Below are 14,057 nucleotides of genomic sequence, written 5' to 3' on the forward strand. Positions count from 1 at the left end.
GCCGTGCCGGTCGATCGATCGCGATCCGCACAGGAGCCCCACCGTGAACTGGAATCCCCAAGCCCCGTCCCCGATGCCCTCGCACCGCTACCGGCCGTACCCCGACCGGGTGCCCGTGCCGCTGACCGAGCGCACCTGGCCCTCGAACCGGACCACCGTCGCGCCGCTCTGGGTGCCCGTCGATCTGCGCGACGGCAACCAGGCGCTCGCCGAGCCGATGGATCCGGCCCGCAAGCGTCGCTTCTTCGAGCAACTGATCGCCATGGGATACAAGGAGATCGAGGTCGGCTACCCGTCCGCCAGCCAGACCGATTTCGATTTCGTCCGCGACCTCGTGACGCTCGGGCTGGTACCCGACGACGTCACCATTGTGGTCTTCACCGCCGCCCGCACCGACCTGATCGAGCGAACCTTCGAATCGGTGCGCGGGTTGCCGAACGTGGTGCTGCACATGTACACCGCGACCGCACCGACCTGGCGGTCGGTCGTGCTCGGACGCGATCGAGATGAGCTGCACCGCTTGATCTTCGATGCGGCGCAGGACGTGGCCCGGTGCGGCGACACCGCGACGGGCACGCGCTTCGAGTTCTCGCCCGAGGTGTTCAACCTGACCGAGCCGGACTTCGTCCTCGAGGTGTGCAACAGCCTCACCGAACTGTGGGACGCCGACCCGGACCGGCCGGTGATCCACAACCTGCCCGCGACGGTGGAGATCGCCACCCCGAACGTCTACGCCGATCAGATCGAGTACATGCACCGACACCTGGCCAGGCGGGACTCGGTGATCCTCTCGGTGCACCCGCACAACGATCGCGGCACCGGCGTCGCGGCCGCGGAACTGGCGGTGCTGGCGGGCGCGCAGCGGGTGGAGGGCTGCCTGTTCGGCAACGGCGAGCGGACCGGCAACGTGGACCTGGTGACGCTGGGGCTGAACCTGCACGCCCAGGGCGTCGACCCGATGATCGACTTCTCCGACCTCGACGCGGTGCGCCGAACGGTGGAGCACTGCAACAGGATCGACGTGCACGAGCGCCATCCCTACGGCGGCGACCTTGTGTACACCGCGTTCTCGGGCACTCATCAGGACGCGATCAAGAAGGGCTTCGCCCACCACCACGCCGCGGCGCGGGCTGCGGGGACGGATCCGGACCGGGCGTCATGGGACGTGCCCTATCTGCCGATCGACCCCCGTGACATCGGCCGCGACTATGAGGCCGTGATCCGGGTGAACAGCCAGTCCGGCAAGGGTGGCATCGCGTACCTGCTGCAGAGCGGCTACGACATCGACCTGCCCAGGGGCCTGCAAATCGACTTCGCGCGGCGGGTGCAGCGCACCGCCGACCACAGCGGGGCCGAGGTGACCGCGCGGCAGCTGTGGGACCTGCTGCTGGCCGAGTACGGGAACCACGGTGGGCTCGCGCGGTGGACGGTCGAGCACCGGGAGGACGGTGACGAGCTGCGGATCCAGGCCACGGTGGGCGGCGCACCCGTCGTGGGGGCCGCGACGGCGAGCGGACCCGTCGAGGCGCTGACCAGGATCCTGTCCGGGTACGGGTGGGAACTGGAGGTGCTGAGCCTGGCGGCGCAGTCGGTGGGCGAGGGCAGCGACGGCCGGGCGATCACGTTCGCGCAGTGCCGAATCGACGGGACCACACGGTGGGGCGTCGGGCTGGACTCCTCGGTCACCGCGTCGGCGCTCGAGTCGGTGCTGGCCGTGGTCACCGCGACCGGATAATTCCGGCCCGATCGGACGCCGGGACCGGGCAGGCCGCGATCGTCGACCGCGGCCTGCCCGGACTCTCAGCTCGCGGTGACCTTCGCGTCGGCGTCGGTGTCCGCGAACTGGGTGCGGTACAGCTCCTCGTACCGTCCGCCTGCGGCGAGCAGCTCGTTGTGGGTGCCGCGCTCGAGGACCCGGCCTTCCTCGATGACCAGGATCTGGTCCGCGGCCCGGATCGTGGACAGTCGGTGCGCGATCACCACCGAGGTCCGGCCGGCCAGGGCCTCGCCGAGTGCAGCCTGCACAGCGGCCTCCGAGGTGGAGTCCAGGTGCGCGGTGGCCTCGTCGAGGATCACCACCCGCGGATGCGCGAGCAGCAGGCGGGCGATCGTCAGTCGCTGACGCTCGCCGCCGGAGAGGCGGTATCCCCGCTCGCCGACGACGGTGTCGAGTCCGTCGGGCAGCGCCGCGATCAGTTCGGTCAGGCGGGCCCGGCCGAGCACCTCCCACAGCTCCTCCTCGGTCGCCCCCGGCCGGGCCAGGAGCAGATTCGCCCGGATCGACTCGTGGAACAGGTGCCCGTCCTGGGTGACCATCCCGACCGCGCCGCGGATCGACGCCGCGGACAGCTCCCGCACGTCCACCCCCGACAGCCGGACGGCGCCGGAGTCGGCGTCGTAGAGCCGGGGCACGAGTTGCGCGATGGTCGACTTGCCCGCGCCGGAGGAGCCGACCAGCGCGACCATCTGGCCGGGCTCCACACGGAACGACAGCTCGTGCAGGACCTCGACACCGCCGCGGTTGTCGAGCTGCGCGACCTCCTCGAGCGAGGCAAGCGACACCTTGTCCGCGGACGGGTAGGCGAAGCGGACCTTGTCGAACTCCACCGACACCGGCCCGTCCGGCACCGGAAGCGGGTTCGGCTTCTCGGCGATCAGCGGCTCGAGGTCGAGCACCTCGAAGACCCGCTCGAAGCTGACCAGCGCGCTCATCACCTCGACCCGTGCGCTCGCGAGGGCGGTCAGCGGGGCGTACAGCCTGGTCAGCAGCAACGCCAGGGCCACAACAGAACCCGCGTCGAGCTGACCCTTGAGCGCGTAGAAGCCGCCGAGTCCGTAGACCAGCGCGAGGGCAAGGGCGGAGACGAGGGTCAGCGCGGTGACGAAGGCGGACTGCACCATCGCGGTGCGCACCCCGATGTCGCGCACCCGGCCTGCTCGGGTGGCGAACTCGGCGGACTCCTCTGCGGGGCGGCCGAACAGCTTGACCAGCGTCGCGCCGGGAGCGGAGAACCGCTCCGTCATCTGCGTGCTCATGGTCGCGTTGTGGTTCGCGGCCTCGCGCTGCAGGTGCGCCATCCGGGATCCGATCCGGCGGGCAGGCAACACGAAGACCGGCAGCAGCAGCAGCGAGAGCACGGTGATCTGCCAGGAGATGCTGAGCATCACGACGAGGGTCAGGGTGAGGGTGACCAGGTTCGCGACGACGCCGGAGAGGGTGTCGCTGAACGCCCGCTGGGCGCCGATGACGTCGTTGTTGAGGCGGCTGACCAGCGCCCCGGTCCTGGTGCGGGTGAAGAACGCGATCGGCATCTTCTGCACGTGGTCGAAGACGGCGGTGCGCAGGTCGAGGATCAGGCCCTCGCCGATGCTCGCGGACAGGAAGCGGTTGTACAGCGCGAGGCCCGCCTCGACGATCGCGATCAGCGCGATCAACACCGCGAGTTTGATCACGACGCTGGTGTCGGAGCCGTTGACGATGCCGTCGACCACGCGTCCCGCCAGCACGGGGGTGGCGACGGCGAGGGCGGCCGTGACGACGCTGATCAGCAGGAACTTTGCGAGCTTGCGGTGGTGCGGGGTGGCGAAGCCGAGGATTCGACGGACCGTCGCCATCGAGAAGGGTCGCTTCTCGTCGTGGGAGTTCATCATGCGGTACATCGAGCTCCACGCGACGGATTCCATGCTCATGGTGGACCTCTCGGGTTTGGTTGTGACCGGTGCAACGCTACGGCGGGGGTCCGACATACCCGGATTTCCCGTCCGTCTGCACCGACCGTAAGACCTCGAGTGAACTTGAGGTCAAGCCGGTGTTCCGGTCATCGCCGAGGGTCCTCAGGGGCAGTGCGCGGGCGCGTCCTGGGCGAAGGGTTCGTCGTCGGGGAGCAGATACGTCACGAGCAGGACCACCGGCTCGGTTCCCAGGTTCAGTCCGACGTGGTCCCCGCCTGGGTCCTCGGTGACCCACGAGCCGGCGGGGGAGGACTGGCGGGAACAGTCGGCGAACACGCGGGTCAGCGTGCCTGCGGCGACGATCCCCTGGACGTGGCCGTTGTGGTGGTGCCATCCCGTACTGCCGCCGGGGGCGATCACGATCCGGCGCAGGGTGCCCTCCACCTCGCCGGGGACCGGCGGGTGCCCGGGCGGCGGCGGGGGGAGCAGCGACGGGTTGAGTTCGAGCTCGGCGAGGTCCTCCGCGGTCACGCCCGACGGCGGCGTGGCCAGTGCGGGAGCGCCGACACTCACCGCGCACAGTGTGGCGAGGGCGGCGGGTACGGCCAGTCGGGCGAACTTGGTCACGGCGGTCATTCCGGATCCGTTCGTTCGGAGAACCGAGGCGGCGGCGGGGCGGGATTGCCCGCAGCACGGCTCTCGCCTGTATCGATGGTCCCGCAGTCCGAGCGATTCCGCGACGGAACGGTCGGGTCGATCGACTCGCACGCTGCCGGAACTCGTCGCATCTGGAACAGGTTCTAGCTAGGATTCGCCCATGCGCACTCGTCGAATCCTTGCCCTGTCAGCCGCCGGAATCGCCACTGCGGTGGCCGTCGCGGTGGTCGCGGCCGGACCCGCGACCGCCGGTCCGGCCGTGTCGGCCGACCCGGCACGGGTCGACACCGAGCGCGAGGCGGTGGCCAGGGCCTATATCGACGCGCTGATCTCGCACGATGCGTCCGCCGTGAAGTTCGCCCCCGACGCGACCCGGGTCGAGGCCGGGCTCAAGACCGGCTTCAACGGCCCGCAGATGACCAGGGACCTCGAGCACGGCCCGCAGTATCGGGTGATCCGGGGCATCAGGGACCTGCGGATGTCCGAGTCCGGCGACGTCGTCACCACCACGTACCTGCTGGACGCGGGCGTCGGCGATGTGCGCCTGATGACCGTCGAGATCACCGAGACCTTCGAGGTCCCGGACGGAACCATCCACGCCATTGTCGCGCACATCAAGCCGAAGTCACTCTTCTGAGCGGGCGACAGGCGGGCTGAGCCCGACCTAGCTCTTGCTGATCAGCTGCGAGGCGAGGGCGGTGCCCGCCGCCACCGCTCCCACCGACGGCCACGCGCCGATCTTCTTCGCCAGCGGATGCGAGGCGCCGAACGCGCCGAGGTAGGTGGCGAGCAACGCGACACCCCGCGCGGGTCCCGATCCCTGCACCCAGCTGGTGGTGCACACGGCGCCGACCGCGGCCAGCACGGCGCCGCCGAGCGGGCGGTTGCCGGTCTGCTGGGCGACGGCGAAACCGCCGACGAGTCCTCCTGCGGCGAGCGCGGATACGGCGGTCTTGGGCAATGCCATCGGTGATGCTCCTCGGATCGACGTCAACTCGTCACCACGGTAGCCGTTGTTCTGTCGCGACCCCTCGTGTCAACCCTGCTTGACACCTTCGGGTTGTCAATTTAAATTGACAGACATGACCGAAGCAACGGATCTGGCAGCCGCGGCGGGCAGCCCCGACCCCAAGGTGGGCCTGCGGGCGGTGCTCGCGCTGCGCAGGCTGCTCGAGCGACTGGAGACGATCCAGGTCCAGAACGCCCGTAGGCAGGGCTGGTCCTGGCAGGCCATCGCCGACTCGCTCGAGGTCAGCAGGCAGGCAGTTCACCAGAAGCACAACAGGAAGGGCAGGTAGCGGGATGTTCGAACGGTTCACGACCGAGGCGCGCACCGCGGTGATCGGGGCGCAGGCGGAGGCCAAGGCGCTCAAGGCCCCGCAGATCGGCACCGAGCACCTGCTGCTCGGCGTGGTCGCGGCAGCGGCAGATACACCGCTGGGGCGCACGCTCGACGATGCCGGACTCACGCTCGAGGCGACGCGTGCCGCGGCCGCCGAGGCGAGGGGCGGCCGGGCGCTCGGCGCGGAGGACGCCGAGGCACTCAGGTCGATCGGCATCGATCTCGATGCGGTGCGGGAGAGCCTCGACGCGGGCTTCGGTGAGAACGCCCTCGATCGCGCGGAACCGGGCGAGCGGCGCGGCTGGTTCGGCCGGCTGGTCGGCGGGCACATCCCATTCACGGCGGCGTCGAAGAAGGCCATCGAGCTCTCGCTCCGGGAGGCCCTGGCGCGCAAGGACGACCACATCGGTGCCGAACACATCCTGCTCGGCATTCTCCGTACGGACGACGCGGGTGCCCGCGACGTGATGGCGGCGCAGGTCGACCCGGACGAACTGCGTGGCAAGATTCTCGAACTGCTCGACCGCGCGGCCTAGGGCCTTGAGGGGGCGTCCCGCTCGGTCAGAAGCTGCCTGCCGCCTCGACCGGTTCCAGGACCTCGATCGTCGGCGGGCCCTGGACGCCCGCCGCCGCCGTGACCCGTGCGACCTTGTCGTTGCCGTCGAAGAATCGCTGGAAGGCATCCGCGCTGTCCCACTCGTCGACCACGACCAGTCCGCCCGAGTTCGCCGCAAACCGGTGATGTCGGGCACCGAGAGCTTTCGCGTCGCCGCTGATCTCGTCGAGCATGGCGGCGTTGTCGGCGAGTGACTGCTTGGCCGCGGACACATCCGCGACGTCGAAGTGCAGGATGACGACCACGCTCATGATGGCTCCTCGTGCCCCCGGCGTTGCGCCGCCCGGGTCGTCCGCGTGCTCGAACCCGGCCGGGGCCCTCCCTCAGTCAGTATCGCGCCGGTTCGGCCGCTGCGGAAGTGTCGATCCCACGATGCGCCGCATGGTCACCCGGGGCCAGGCGTCGAGGCCGTGTTCCGCCTCGTGCTCGCGGATGGACCTCAGCCCGGGCGTCACCTCGTCGGCGGGCACCACCCGGAACCCCAGCCGCTCGTAGTACGGGGCATTCCAGGGCACCTCGGTGAATGTGGTGAGGGTCAGCCAGGGGAGGTGTCTCTCGGCGGCCCAGCGCTCGACCTCGTCGATCAGCGCCGCACCCAGTCGACGCCCGGCGTGGGCGGGGTCGACGGACACCTGCTCGACGTGGGCGGAGTCGTCGACCACCAGGGCGAGCGCGTAACCGATCGCGGTGTCGTCGTCCGTGGTCGCGACCCAGGCGCGGCCAGCGCGCTGATACTCGGCCAGCTCGCTCACCGTGGGCGGGGCGTCGTCGGCCACCGCGTCCATCCCGACCGAGCGGAACGGCACGCCCGCGGCGATCTCGATGGCGGGCAGGTGGACGAGGTCTGTGGCGGTGGCCGAACGGATCACCCGTCCTTTCTAGCCGCTGGGCCGCCGCCGCGCCGCCCGCTTTCTCCGGTGTGCCAGCATGCACGCATGACTTTGCTGATTCGTCTGGCGATCAACGCGATCGCGATCTGGCTGGCCTCCTCCTGGGTGACCGGCATCGACATCGCCACCTCCGACGGGGGAACGGGCAACGACATTTTGGTGATCCTGTTCATCGCGTTCGTGTTCACCGTCATCAATGCCTTCATCAAGCCGCTGGTGCAGCTGCTGTCGCTGCCCCTGTTGATCCTCACCCTCGGCCTGTTCACCCTCGTGATCAACGCGCTGATGCTCATGCTCACCTCGTGGATCACCGAGACGACCGAGTTCGGTATCTCCGTGGACGGGTTCTGGACGGCGGTCTGGGGCGCGCTGATCATCTCGATCGTGAATTTCGTGCTCACCGCGGTGGTGCCCTCGGCGAAACGCTGAGGCAGCCGACGTCGATACGAACAGGACAGGCGTCAGGCGACGGTCGTGCGTCAACCCGGGAGGCTCCGTGAACTTTCGACGGTTAGCAGTGTCGGCCGCAGTGGGGGTGACGGCGCTCTCACTGGGCGCGGGCCCCGCGGCGGCGGCGGATTCAGGCAGCGCGGGTAGCGCCGGCAGCGCGGGGATCGGGGACCTGCGGGTCAGCGTCGGCTACGGCTGCCGCACGACGGGCACCGGCCCCGCGGACTGGCGCACCTCCGCGCACGTCTTCACGACGGTCACCAATGTCGGGTCGGCGCCGGTGCGCGGGGTCGGGACCTCGGTGTGGATTCCGTTGACATATTCGGTGACGAACCACGCCGCCGAGATCGCGCCGGGCCAGACGGTGGTCTACGACAACGACACGTTCTCCACCGCGCTCATCCTCAACCCCGTCGTCGCGTCCGCCTTCGGGGTCGGGCTCGACGCGAACCCCTTCGACAACCTGTACGCCGGTGCCGCGCCGTTCGTCTGTTCGGCGCTCTAGCTCAGCTCAGCCCAGGCCGAGCGCCAGCGCGGTCGTTGCGCCCCACACCAGCATCGCCAGCCCGGTCCCGGCCAGCGCCGGGATCAGGGCCAGGCCCTGCCCGCCGGAGCGCACGGGGGCATTGGCCTTGACCGCCAACGGAAGTGCGAGCAGTCCCACCAGCGCCCACGGGGTGCGGGCAATCAGGACCAGGGTCACCACGAACGGCACCACCAGCAGCGCCAGGTGCAGGGTGCGGGTGCCCCGGTCGCCGAGCCGCACCGCGAGGGTGCGCTTGCCGGACTCGGTGTCGGTCGGGATGTCGCGCAGGTTGTTCGCCACCAGGACCGCGCTCGAGAACGACCCGACCGCGACGGCCGAGACCGCGCCCGCCCAGTCGATTCGCTCCGCCTGGACGAACTGGGTGCCCAGCACGGCGATCAGTCCGAAGAAGACGAACACCGCGACCTCGCCGAACCCGCTGTACCCGTACGGATTCCTGCCGCCGGTGTAGAACCAGGCGCCGGCAATACACAGCGCGCCGACCAGGATCAACCACCAGGCCGAGGACAGTGCGAGCACCACCCCGACCACCCCGGCGAGCCCGAAACAGGCGAAGGCCACACGCTTCACGGCGGCGGGTGAAGCCAGCTTCGAGCCGACCAGTCGCAGCGGCCCGACCCGGACGTCATCGGTGCCGCGGATTCCGTCGGAGTAGTCATTGGCGTAGTTCACCCCGACGATGAGCGCCACCGAGACCACCAATGCCAGCACGGCCTTCCACCACACCGCGCCGCTCAGGGAGGCCGCGGCGCCCGTGCCGACCAGCACCGGGGCGATCGCGTTCGGCAGGGTGCGCGGTCGGGCACCCTCGATCCACTGCGAGACAGAAGCCATGAGGCGATCCTTGCACCTACCCACATTCCGCACGCGGACCGCCGCTCCGATTAGCATTGTCGCCGGTGCAACCCGATACGAGCGACTCCGCAGTGACCGCTGATCCCCGGCCACTGATTGTCGTGTCCCTTTTGGGTGATATCTCGACGCGCCGGGGCGGTGAGCTGGTGCCGTTGCCGGGGGCACGGGCGCGCAGCCTGCTGGTGGCGTTGGCCTGCAGGCCCGGCCGCAGCCGCAGCGCCCAGGCCCTGATCGAGGACGTGTGGGGAGACACTCCGCCGCGTTCGCCGATCAATGCGCTGCACACCCAGATCTCGCGGTTGCGCGGTGCACTGCCCGAGGGCGCGATCGAGATGGGGCCCGCGGGATACCGGCTCGACCTCACCCGGGCGCAGGTCGACCTCACGCTCGCCCGGATGTGGGAGCAACAGGCGCAGCAGCTGATCTCCGAGGGCGATCCGCGTGGGGCCATCGATACGATCCGCCGGGCCAAGTCGTTGTGGCGCGGCGAACCGGGCGCGGACCTGCCGGCAGGCGAGCTGGCGCGGGAACTCGTCGACGAAGGGCAGGCGCGACTGGCTGCGCTCGCCACGGTCGAGGTCGTCGCCCTCATCGAGGCGGGTGAACTGGGTGAGGCGCTGCCGCTGGCCGAGAACAGGGCCGCGCGCGCCCCGCTCGACGAGCGCGCGCACGAACAGCTGATGGTGGTGCTGAACGGACTCGGTCGCGCGAACGACGCGCTGGAGGTGTTCGCCGGACTCCGCGGCAGGTTCGCGGACCGACTCGGGACAGACCCCTCACCGCGGCTGGTTCGGCTCAATGCCGCTGTGCTGAACGGAGAACTGCCGGTGCGTGCGGTCCAGGCGGACGCGGCGCCGGAGCCCGCTCATGCTGCGCCCCGGCCTGCCCTGATGGCGGTCGGCCTGCGCGCAGCGCCGAACGCGCTGCTGGGACGCGAGGGGGATCTGGACGCGATCGAGGACCTGCTGGCGACCTCCAGGGTGGTGACGGTGCTCGGTCCCGGTGGAACCGGAAAGACCCGAGTCGCGCACGCGCTCGGTTCGCGGGCCGCGGAGCGGGTTCCGGTCGCCCTTGTCGAGCTCGCATCGTTGCGCAGCGGCGAGGATGTGGTCACGGCCATCAGCGGCACGCTCGGGCTCAGCGAGGCCGAACTCACCCCCGGCACCGCATTGAACAGGGCCCGTATCTACGACGCTCGCGATCGGCTCCGGGAGGCGTTGTCTGCCCGGCCGACGCTGTTGATCCTGGACAACTGCGAGCACCTGATCGACGATGTCGCGGAGGTGGTGGCCGACCTGGTGGCGGCCAGCGTGAACCTGACCGTGCTGGCCACCAGCCGGGCCCCGATGGCGATCACCGCCGAGGCCGTGTACCCGTTGCCGCCCCTGGTGATCGACGAGTCCGGTTCGCCCGCAACGGATCTTTTCCGGGCTCGCGCGCTGGCCGTGCGTCCGGCGGCTCGGCTCGATCCGGTGGAGGTCGCGCGGCTGTGCCGGACGCTCGACGGCCTACCGCTCGCCATCGAGTTGGCGGCCGCCCGGGTCCGCACGATGAGCGTCGCGGAGATCAACGCCAGGCTCGACGACAGGTTCGCGCTGCTGCGCTCCGGTGACCGGACCTCGCCGGAGCGGCACCGGACCTTGCGGGCGGTGATCGAGTGGAGTTGGAATCTGCTCGAACCGGACCAGCAGGCCGCGCTGCGTCGATTGTGCCGGTTCCCTGCGGGTTTCACCCTCGCCGCGGCCGTCGAGGTGGCGCAGTGGGGTGAGGTGTCCGATATCGCCGATGCCCTCGACGGATTGGTGAACCAGTCGATGCTCTCGGTTGTCGAGGGGGCGGACTCGTCGGGCCTGCGCTATCACATGCTCGAGACAGTGCGGGAATTCGGCGACGGGCAGTTGGCGCGCGCGGACGAATCGGACGAGGTCACTGCCAGGACGGTCGCCTGGGCACAGTCGTTCTGCCTGGCTGCGGTGCGGGACTTCCTCGATGGCGATCAGGTCGCCACCGCCCTCCGGATCGAGGCCGAGCACGACAACCTGCTCGCCGTGCTGCGCCACACGCTGTCCGTCGGTGACGGGGTCGGCGCATTGACGGTGTTCCCGGTGCTGGGTGTCACGTGGTCCTTCCGCGGGGCCCATTCCGAGGTGATCGCACTCGCGCCGAGGGTCCTCGAGATCGACCCGAGGAGGTACAGCCCTGAGTCGCTGTCGGGGAACTGCCTGGCGCTGACCTACCTGGTCATCGTCGGCCACACCGCGTTCGTCGGCGTCAGCAGGGCACTGGCCGTGACCCGGCTCAGGCTCCGGGCGATCCTGGCGTCTCGGACGGACATCGACGAGGCGGTGCGGATGAACGCCTCGCTGGTGATCATGCCCGTATCGGGAAAGGGTCTGGCCCGCAAGCTCGCTCGCGCAATCCGGTCCGAGAACCCGTCGGCGCGGTCGTCGGCGTACATGGCGCGGGCCAACCTGCGGGAGAACAGCGGCGACCTGTACGGCTCCTGGTCCGACGCCATGGCAGCCAGGGACATCGCGGAGGCGGGCGGAGACGTCTGGGGCCTGGCGATGGTGCTGCAGCACCTCGGCAGCCTGGCCGGGCAGTCCGCGCGGTACGGAGAGGCGGTCGGGTACTACCGGCGGGCCGCCGAACTGCTCTGGGACCTGCACGCGTACGAGGAGAGCACCACGCTGCGCAGCTATATCGGGGCCGCGCTCGTCGGTGCCGGCCGTGTCGAGGAGGCTCGACGGGAACTGGTGGCGGGCGGCTCGGCTGTCGAGGCGGTGGAACTGTCCATCGCGGGGGATCGGTCGACGTTCGGCATTGGCGATGCCAGGCAGAGCGCGGGCGCGATCGCGGCGGCAATGGCCGAGGTGGACCTGGCCGAGGGCTCGGTGGATGCGGGGCTGCGCGGGTACCGGCACGCGCTGGAGTTGGTCGGCTGGGAGAACACGGGAGTGACCCCCGATCCGTTCGGATTCATGCTGCTGGCGGCGACGGTGGCCGCGCACGCGCTGGCGGGTCGCGGCGACGAGATCGCGGATCTGGTCGACACCTACGCTGGGATGGTCATGACACATCTCGGTCCGGACGGCTACCCGGATCTTCCGCAGACCGGCGGGGTGGCGTGCGCGGTGGGCAGCTTCGACATCGCGACAGGGAGGAACCCCGAGGGCGGGTTGCGGATGATCGCCCTGTCGACCAGGGTCGCCGCCCGACAGGACTTTCCGTCGATGCAGTCGTCGCGACACCTGGGCGTGGCGCGCGAGGCGCTCGGCGTGGAACGGGTGGACGCGGAACTGGCACGGGTCGAGCGGATGCCGCGGCGGGTCGCGCGTGACGAGATCCTGGTGGCCCTGCGTGACCGTACGGACGGGGAGAAAACGCCACTGTGAACCGGCTGCCCGCGCCGGGGCGCGGGCAGCCGATGACGGTCAGGCCTTCGACAGCTCGTGTGGTTCGGTGGCGAAGGGGCTCGGCGCCGGGGTGCTCGCGCGGCGTGCGGGGATGGCCGCGGTGACAGCGGCGGCGACGAGCGCGACCCCGCAGCCGATCAGCAGTCCGGTCCGGAACCCGTTCTCGGTGGGCAGGGTGTAATCCCCGACCTGGACGCTCATCTGGGCGAGCACCACGCCGACGACGGCCGCGGCCATCGAGGTGCCGAGGGAGCGCATCAGGGTGTTGAAGCTGTTGGCGGACGCGGTCTCGGACAGCGGTACCGCACCCATGATCAGCGCGGGCATCGCCCCGTAGGCGAGGCCGATGCCTGCGCTGCAGATGCAGACCACAATCAGTAGGCCCCAGGTCGAGCCCATCAGCAGCATCGAGGACCCGTAGCCCGTGGCGATGACCAGGCTGCCCGCCAGCAGGGTGATCTTCGGTCCGCGCGCAGTGGAGAGCCGGGCACCGAGGGCGGCGACCAGCATCATCACCAGGCCGCCGGGCGCCATCCACAGGCCCATCGCCAGCATCGACTGACCCAGGCCGAACCCGGTGGACTCGGGCATCTGCAGCAACTGCGGGATGATCAGCGACTGCGCGTACATCGCGAAGCCGATCACCACGCCGACGATATTGGTCAGCAGCACCTGCCGTCGCGCGGTCACCCGCAGGTCGACCAGCGGGTCGACGGTGCGCAGCTCCCACCAGCCCCAGGCGAGAAGCACCAGGACGGCGCCGACGAACAGGGCGACGGTGGTGCCGCTGGTCCAGCCCCAGGTGGCGCCCTTGGAGACGGCGGTGAGCAGGCACACCAGGCCGACGCCGAGCCCGAGCGCGCCGAGCAGGTCGAACCGGCCGCCCGCGCCCAGCACGGGGGTACCCGGCACGAACCGCCAGATCGCCACTGCGACCAGGACACTCAGGGCGGTGGCGCCCCAGAACAGCGCACGCCAACTGGTGCCCTCGGCCACTGCCGCGGCGAGCGGCAGGCCCACCGCGCCGCCGATACCCATGGATGCGCTCATCAGGGCGATCGAGGAGTTCAGGCGCGCGGGCGGCACCAGGTCCCGCAGGGCGCTGATGCCCAGCGGGATCATGCCCATCCCGATGCCCTGCAGGGCCCGTCCGGCGATCATCGGTAGCACGGACGACGCCACCGCGCAGAGCATCGAGCCGGCGATCAGCGGTACCGAGCAGACCAGCAGCATGCGGCGCTTGCCGTACAGGTCCCCGAGTCGTCCGGTGACGGGGGTCGCGACCGCTCCGGCCAGCAGCGTCGCGGTGATCACCCAGGAGGCGTTGGACGCGGTCGTGTCGAGCAGGCGCGGCAGGTCCCCGATCAGGGGGACGACCAGTGTCTGCATGAGCGCGGCGACGATGCCGGTGAAGGCAAGCACCCCGACCAGGCCATTCGGGTTGACGGTGGGGCTCGGACCTGACACGGACCATCTCCTCGATTTCACTGAAGCACTGGATGTGCTAGATACACAGAGATTGCACAATACACATCAATTGCATAATGCAAATCGCCTGCACCGTGCGTGCGATGGGTATCGTGCAACCGAGGCGACACCCGCTCTGGAAGCC

Annotated in this window: 14 protein-coding genes; 7 read left to right on the plus strand and 7 right to left on the minus strand. The window is 70.1% G+C overall.

Annotation, left to right across the window (positions count from 1 at the left end; all coding sequences use genetic code 11):
• Nucleotides 1-73: 73 nt before the first annotated feature.
• Complete coding sequence (locus tag FCG67_RS08080) at nucleotides 74-1,735, plus strand: 2-isopropylmalate synthase (protein WP_169310479.1); 1,662 nt, start codon at nucleotides 74-76, stop codon at nucleotides 1,733-1,735.
• Between the two features lie 65 nt (nucleotides 1,736-1,800).
• Here FCG67_RS08080 and FCG67_RS08085 read toward each other — a convergent pair whose 3' ends face one another.
• Together FCG67_RS08085 and FCG67_RS08090 are read right to left on the minus strand one after the other, a co-directional pair.
• Nucleotides 1,801-3,690 carry an ABC transporter ATP-binding protein gene (locus FCG67_RS08085; protein WP_136908763.1) on the minus strand — a complete coding sequence of 630 codons (1,890 nt, stop codon included), beginning with the start codon at nucleotides 3,688-3,690 and terminating at the stop codon, nucleotides 1,801-1,803.
• A gap of 144 nt (nucleotides 3,691-3,834) precedes the next feature.
• A complete protein-coding gene (locus tag FCG67_RS08090) occupies nucleotides 3,835-4,308 on the minus strand; it encodes a cupin domain-containing protein (protein WP_246044933.1) in 474 nt (157 codons plus the stop codon).
• Nucleotides 4,309-4,489: 181 nt separating this feature from the next.
• Between FCG67_RS08090 and FCG67_RS08095 the strand changes: the two genes are divergently transcribed.
• Nucleotides 4,490-4,966 (plus strand): DUF8021 domain-containing protein, encoded by a 477-nt coding sequence (locus FCG67_RS08095; protein ID WP_136908765.1) that lies wholly within the window; start codon nucleotides 4,490-4,492, stop codon nucleotides 4,964-4,966.
• A 27-nt stretch (nucleotides 4,967-4,993) separates the two neighbouring features.
• On the opposite strand, the gene FCG67_RS08100 is transcribed toward FCG67_RS08095, so the two are convergent.
• The gene (locus tag FCG67_RS08100; RefSeq protein WP_136908767.1) at nucleotides 4,994-5,296 is read right to left on the minus strand and encodes a hypothetical protein; all 303 of its coding nucleotides are present in this window, start codon (nucleotides 5,294-5,296) and stop codon (nucleotides 4,994-4,996) included.
• A gap of 115 nt (nucleotides 5,297-5,411) precedes the next feature.
• Between FCG67_RS08100 and FCG67_RS08105 the strand changes: the two genes are divergently transcribed.
• Both FCG67_RS08105 and FCG67_RS08110 read left to right on the plus strand, forming a co-directional pair.
• Complete coding sequence (locus FCG67_RS08105) at nucleotides 5,412-5,627, plus strand: hypothetical protein (protein ID WP_027500706.1); 216 nt, start codon at nucleotides 5,412-5,414, stop codon at nucleotides 5,625-5,627.
• Nucleotides 5,628-5,631: 4 nt separating this feature from the next.
• Nucleotides 5,632-6,207, plus strand: a complete 576-nt coding sequence (locus FCG67_RS08110; protein WP_136908768.1) for a Clp protease N-terminal domain-containing protein — start codon at nucleotides 5,632-5,634, stop codon at nucleotides 6,205-6,207.
• A 25-nt stretch (nucleotides 6,208-6,232) separates the two neighbouring features.
• On the opposite strand, the gene FCG67_RS08115 is transcribed toward FCG67_RS08110, so the two are convergent.
• Both FCG67_RS08115 and FCG67_RS08120 read right to left on the minus strand, forming a co-directional pair.
• Complete coding sequence (locus FCG67_RS08115) at nucleotides 6,233-6,538, minus strand: hypothetical protein (protein ID WP_136908770.1); 306 nt, start codon at nucleotides 6,536-6,538, stop codon at nucleotides 6,233-6,235.
• 72 nt (nucleotides 6,539-6,610) lie between these two features.
• A complete protein-coding gene (locus FCG67_RS08120; protein WP_136908772.1) occupies nucleotides 6,611-7,156 on the minus strand; it encodes a GNAT family N-acetyltransferase in 546 nt (181 codons plus the stop codon).
• Between the two features lie 66 nt (nucleotides 7,157-7,222).
• Between FCG67_RS08120 and FCG67_RS08125 the strand changes: the two genes are divergently transcribed.
• Nucleotides 7,223-7,606: a phage holin family protein gene (locus tag FCG67_RS08125; protein ID WP_097210309.1), complete on the plus strand. Its 384-nt coding sequence runs from the start codon at nucleotides 7,223-7,225 to the stop codon at nucleotides 7,604-7,606.
• Nucleotides 7,607-7,694: 88 nt separating this feature from the next.
• A complete protein-coding gene (locus FCG67_RS08130; protein ID WP_136908774.1) occupies nucleotides 7,695-8,132 on the plus strand; it encodes a hypothetical protein in 438 nt (145 codons plus the stop codon).
• A gap of 6 nt (nucleotides 8,133-8,138) precedes the next feature.
• On the opposite strand, the gene FCG67_RS08135 is transcribed toward FCG67_RS08130, so the two are convergent.
• Nucleotides 8,139-9,008 (minus strand): 1,4-dihydroxy-2-naphthoate polyprenyltransferase, encoded by an 870-nt coding sequence (locus FCG67_RS08135; RefSeq protein ID WP_136908776.1) that lies wholly within the window; start codon nucleotides 9,006-9,008, stop codon nucleotides 8,139-8,141.
• Between the two features lie 122 nt (nucleotides 9,009-9,130).
• On the opposite strand from FCG67_RS08135, the gene FCG67_RS08140 reads away from it, so the two are divergent.
• Nucleotides 9,131-12,424: an AfsR/SARP family transcriptional regulator gene (locus FCG67_RS08140; RefSeq protein WP_246044934.1), complete on the plus strand. Its 3,294-nt coding sequence runs from the start codon at nucleotides 9,131-9,133 to the stop codon at nucleotides 12,422-12,424.
• 39 nt (nucleotides 12,425-12,463) lie between these two features.
• Here the strand turns inward: FCG67_RS08140 and FCG67_RS08145 are convergent, their stop codons facing one another.
• Nucleotides 12,464-13,912 (minus strand): MFS transporter, encoded by a 1,449-nt coding sequence (locus FCG67_RS08145; protein ID WP_136908778.1) that lies wholly within the window; start codon nucleotides 13,910-13,912, stop codon nucleotides 12,464-12,466.
• Nucleotides 13,913-14,057 lie beyond the last annotated feature (145 nt).

The sequence above is a fragment of the Rhodococcus oryzae genome (assembly GCF_005049235.1).
GTDB classification, from domain to species: Bacteria; Actinomycetota; Actinomycetes; order Mycobacteriales; family Mycobacteriaceae; genus Rhodococcus_G; species Rhodococcus_G oryzae.